This window comes from Streptomyces sp. NPDC059900, from assembly GCF_050270335.1.
Classification (GTDB): Bacteria; Actinomycetota; Actinomycetes; order Streptomycetales; family Streptomycetaceae; genus Streptomyces.
The window spans coordinates 1-4,259 of sequence record NZ_JBNNJZ010000646.1 but is presented as its reverse complement, the minus strand read 5'-3'; the positions used below and the strand labels follow the sequence as shown (position 1 = coordinate 4,259).

4 protein-coding genes and 1 pseudogene are annotated in these 4,259 nt (G+C 71.8%); 3 read left to right on the top strand and 2 right to left on the bottom strand.

Annotation, left to right across the window (positions count from 1 at the left end):
• Together ACQKIP_RS41125 and ACQKIP_RS41120 are read right to left on the bottom strand one after the other, a co-directional pair.
• A partial coding sequence (locus ACQKIP_RS41125; RefSeq protein WP_427745352.1) for an MFS transporter occupies positions 1 to 1,034 on the bottom strand: 1,034 nt, incomplete at its 3' end.
• Between the two features lie 49 nt (positions 1,035 to 1,083).
• Positions 1,084 to 2,100: a zinc-dependent alcohol dehydrogenase family protein gene (locus ACQKIP_RS41120; protein WP_365864275.1), complete on the bottom strand. Its 1,017-nt coding sequence runs from the start codon at positions 2,098 to 2,100 to the stop codon at positions 1,084 to 1,086.
• A 212-nt stretch (positions 2,101 to 2,312) separates the two neighbouring features.
• Between ACQKIP_RS41120 and ACQKIP_RS41115 the strand changes: the two genes are divergently transcribed.
• From ACQKIP_RS41115 to ACQKIP_RS41105, 3 genes and pseudogenes are all read left to right on the top strand, one after another.
• Positions 2,313 to 3,236, top strand: coding sequence for a helix-turn-helix transcriptional regulator (locus ACQKIP_RS41115; protein WP_365864277.1), 924 nt, complete (start codon positions 2,313 to 2,315; stop codon positions 3,234 to 3,236).
• A gap of 77 nt (positions 3,237 to 3,313) precedes the next feature.
• Complete coding sequence (locus tag ACQKIP_RS41110) at positions 3,314 to 3,784, top strand: hypothetical protein (protein WP_365864278.1); 471 nt, start codon at positions 3,314 to 3,316, stop codon at positions 3,782 to 3,784.
• A gap of 146 nt (positions 3,785 to 3,930) precedes the next feature.
• Positions 3,931 to 4,259, top strand: a pseudogene (locus tag ACQKIP_RS41105) (methyltransferase type 11); the annotation flags it as partial.

Here is a 4,259-nt window from a genome sequence, read left to right as displayed (position 1 = left end):
GTGTTGTAGGCGGACGTGGTCAGTGCGGAGGTCAGGGTGGGCGCGTCGGCGGCGAAACGGACGGCGAGGGCGGTGACGACCGGGTTGATCGTGAACCCGGCGAGCGCCATGAGGAAGATCAGGGCGATGGCGGCGAGCGGGACGGCGGACAGCGGGATCAGCGCGAGCAGGAACAGTGCGGTCGCCGCGGCGGCCGGGAGCGTCGTGGCCATGGGCCGGCGGTCGCCGAACCGGCCGCCGATCGCGGTGCCGCCCAGGGCGCCGGCGCCGAACGCGATCAGTACGAGGGGCACGGCGCCCTGCGGGATGCCGGCGCGGTCGGTCAGGAGCGGGGTGATGTAGGTGTACACGGCCAGCACACCGCCCATGATCAGTACGGCCGAGGCCAGCGCCAGCCACAGCCGGCCCTGGCGCAGCGCCCGGATTTCATCGCGTACGGAGATCCGGGCGTGCTGCTCCGTTCGGGGGACGAAGCGGCCGATCACGGCGGCGGCCAGGGCGGCGAGCGCGGCCAGGGCCCAGAACAGTCCGCGCCAGCCGGTGACGTGCCCGGCTAGGGACCCGGCGGGGACGCCGATGACGTTGGCCAGGGTCAGACCGCCCATCATCACGCCGACGGCGCGGGTGGCGTTCGCGGGCCCGGCGGCGCCGGTGGCGATGACGAAGCCGACGGCCCAGAACGCGCCGGTGGCCAGCGCGGTGACGAAGCGGGCGGCCAGGACGACGGCGAAGGAACTGCTCAGGGCTGCCACGACGTGCCCGGCGGCGAAGACCGCCAGGGCCAGGACGAGGGTGACGCGCCGGGGCAGGCGCAGGGTGGCCAGCGCCATCACCGGACCGCCGACGATCATGCCGACGGCGAAGGCGGTGATCAGCAGACCGGCGTGGGAGACGCTGGCGCCGAGGTCGGGCGCGATGTCCGGGAGGATGCCGGCGACGACGAATTCGGTGGTGCCCATCAGGAAGGTGCCGGCGGCGAGCACCCACACGACGAAAGGCAGCTTGCCCGGCGCGCGAGCGGCGGGATGGGACATGCAGGATCTTCTCCTTGTGCAGGAGCGGGGCAGAGGGCCGGGAGGCGGGTCAGGGCTTGAGCAGTGTCTTGATCGCACGGCGCTCGTCCATCGCCCGGTAGCCCTCGGCGACGTCGCCGAGCGGCAGGGTGAGGTCGAAGACCTTGCCCGGGTCGATGCGGCCCGTCTGGACACGCTCGATGAGGTCGGGCAGGTAGCGCCGTACGGGGGCGGGGCCGCCGCGCAGTGCGACATGGGAGAAGAACAGCTCCTGGCCGTCCACGGCGACGCCGTGGGGGACGCCGACGAAGCCGACGCTGCCGCCCGGACGGGCCGCGTGCAGGGCCTGGCGCATGGACTCATCGGTGCCGACGCACTCCAGCACGCTGTCGGCGCCGATCCCGCCGGTCAGCTCCTTGATCTGGGCCACGCCCTCGTCGCCGCGCTCGGCGACGATGTGGGTGGCACCGAACTCGCGGGCCAGCTTCTGCCGGGAGGCATGGCGGGACATCGCGATGATGCGCTCGGCGCCCATCTCCTTGGCGGCGATCACCGCGCACAGGCCGACCGCGCCGTCACCGACGACCACGGCGGTCGAGCCGGGCTGCACCTGCGCGGCATCGGCGGCCCACCATCCGGTGCCCATGACGTCGGAGACGGCCAGCAGGCCCGGCCACAGCTCCTCGCCGGGGGTGCCGTCGGTGGCGACCAGGGTGCCCTGGGCGTTGGGGATGCGCACGTAGTCGGCCTGGCAGGTGGACATGAACTCGCGGTGCAGGCAGCTGGACTGGAAGCCGTTCTGGCAGTTGGCGCAGGTGTTGTCCGAGGTGGCGAAGGAACCGATGACGAACTGGCCCGGCTTGACCGCGGTGACCTCGGAGCCGACCTCCTCGACGAAGCCGACGTACTCGTGTCCCATCGGATGCGGCTCGTCGGTGGGTTCCAGGCCGCGGTAGGGCCACAGGTCCGAGCCGCACACGCAGGTCACGGCGGTGCGGATGACCGCGTCGGTCGGGTGGAGGATCTTGGGGTCTTCCCGTGTCTCGAAACGGATGTCGCCGGGGGCGTAGATCATTGCGCCGCGCATGAGGGGGTTCCTTCGCGTGCCGGGGCGACGTGTCCGGGGGAGGGGCCGTCGCCGGGTGCAGGGCCGTGGCCTTCCGTCCGACCGGTTCACGGCCGGGCGAGAAGCACCACGTCATCCAGGTAACCCGCTGCGGGCCCGCGCAGCGAGGCACGGTCAAGGGGTGTACTGCCAGTACATCGCTGCGGCGGCGGGCGGGACGTACCGTCGAAGGCGTGGACAACCAAGCCGAGGTCCGCGAGTTCCTCACCTCGCGGCGAGCCAAGATCACCCCCGAGCGGGCCGGGCTTCCCTCCGGCAGCAGACGCCGGGTACCGGGCCTGCGCCGGAGCGAGGTCGCCGCGCTGGCCGACATGAGCGTGGAGTACTACTCCAAACTCGAGCGCGGCAACCTCGCCGGCGCGTCCCCGGCCGTCCTGGAAGCCCTCGCCCGCGCCCTCCAGCTGGATGACGCCGAACGCGCCCACCTGCTGAACCTCGCCCACGCGGCCGACGGCTCCGACGCCCTCACCCGCCCCCGCCGGCGCTCCTCGCAGTGGACGGCGCACCGCAGCCTGCAATGGGTCCTGGACGCCGTCACCGCAGGTCCTGCCTTCGTGCGCAACGGCCGCATGGACGTGCTGGCCACCAACCAGCTCGCCCGTGCCTTCTACGACGACGTGTACGCCTCGCCCCACAACCAGGCCAACCTGGCCCGCTTCAACTTCCTGGACCCCGCATCCCGCCGCTTCTACCCCGACTGGGAGCAGGCCGCCGACGTAGCCGTGTCGATCCTGCGCACCGAAGCCGGCCGCAACCCCCACGACAAGGGCCTGCACGACCTGGTCGGCGAACTCTCCACCCGCAGCGACGACTTCCGCATCCGCTGGGGCGCCCACAACGTCCGCCACCACGGCACCGGCACCAAACGCTTCCGCCACCACGCGGTCGGCGACCTCACCCTGGCCTACGAAGGCCTCGAGATGGCCGCCGAACCCGGCCTCACCCTGACCATCTACACCGCCGAACCCGGCTCCCCTTCGGAAGAAGGGCTGCGCCTCCTCGCGTCCTGGGCCGCCACCACGCAGGAGGCCGCCGGCACCGAACCCTTCACAACGAGCGGGCTGGGGCCGGGGCTTGGCGGCTCGTCCGAGAGCTGAAGGGCGTTTTGTTACTCCCGGATACCAGGGCGGCAGGGCTGGCATGATGTGGGCCATGACTGCATACCGAAAGGCCGATGCCGCGTAGGCGTCCTGGCGCTCTGCGCGCCGAACAGCAGCGTCGGCGTGTCCGCACCGGCCCGCCGCCGGAGCGGATCCACGGGCTCTCGGCTCGTACCAGCGCGGCGATAGACCGGGTGGAGCAGCTCTCAGGCGACTACTTCATCTACCCCGGTGCCACCGATCGGGCCTTGCGGCGCTATCGCTCCTTCCTTGCACCACCAGGGCGTAAGCCCCGCTATCCGCAGACCTCGCAGTGCTGCTGTCGCGGCTGTTCCTTCGACGACGTGCGGCACGCCCGCGACGTACTCGCCGGCGTCCTGCAACAGCTGCCGGCCCGGGCCCGCGGCGAGCTGCGGCGGCAGGTGGCCCGGCTGGACGGCGCCTTCCGGGCGCGCACTCTTCCTGATCCATTCGCCGGCCAGCGTCAGTGGCGGAGCGACCTGTGGTGGCGCCGCCGTTTGGCGGGCGGCCGGGACAGCGGTTGAAACCCCGGACGGCGGGCCGATGGGAGCGCTCGAGACCGCCGCGTATCCCTTCCTGGAGGAGGAGTTGGCCCTGATCCGATCCCGTCTGTCCCGCGAGAAACCTCTCCCTCGGCGTCTGTCTGGGTGCGCAACTGATCGCGGCGGCGATGGGCTCCGGGGTCTACCCGGGTGGGTCGAAGGAGATCGGCTGGGGGGCCGTTGACTTGTCCGCGGCCGGGGCCGACTCCCCTCTCGCCGCGATGACCACACCCGTACTGCACTGGCACGGCGACACGTTCGACCTGCCGGCGGGAGCCGCACACCTTGCCTCCACCCCCGCATGCAAGAACCAGGCCTTCGCGGCCGGGTCCCGCGTCCTTGGACTGCAGTTCCATGCCGAAGTACCCGCTGAGGCCATCGAATCCAGGCTGATCGGCCACGCCCATGAGATAGAGCAGACTCCGGGCGTGTCCATCCGGGAGATCCGCGCGGACAC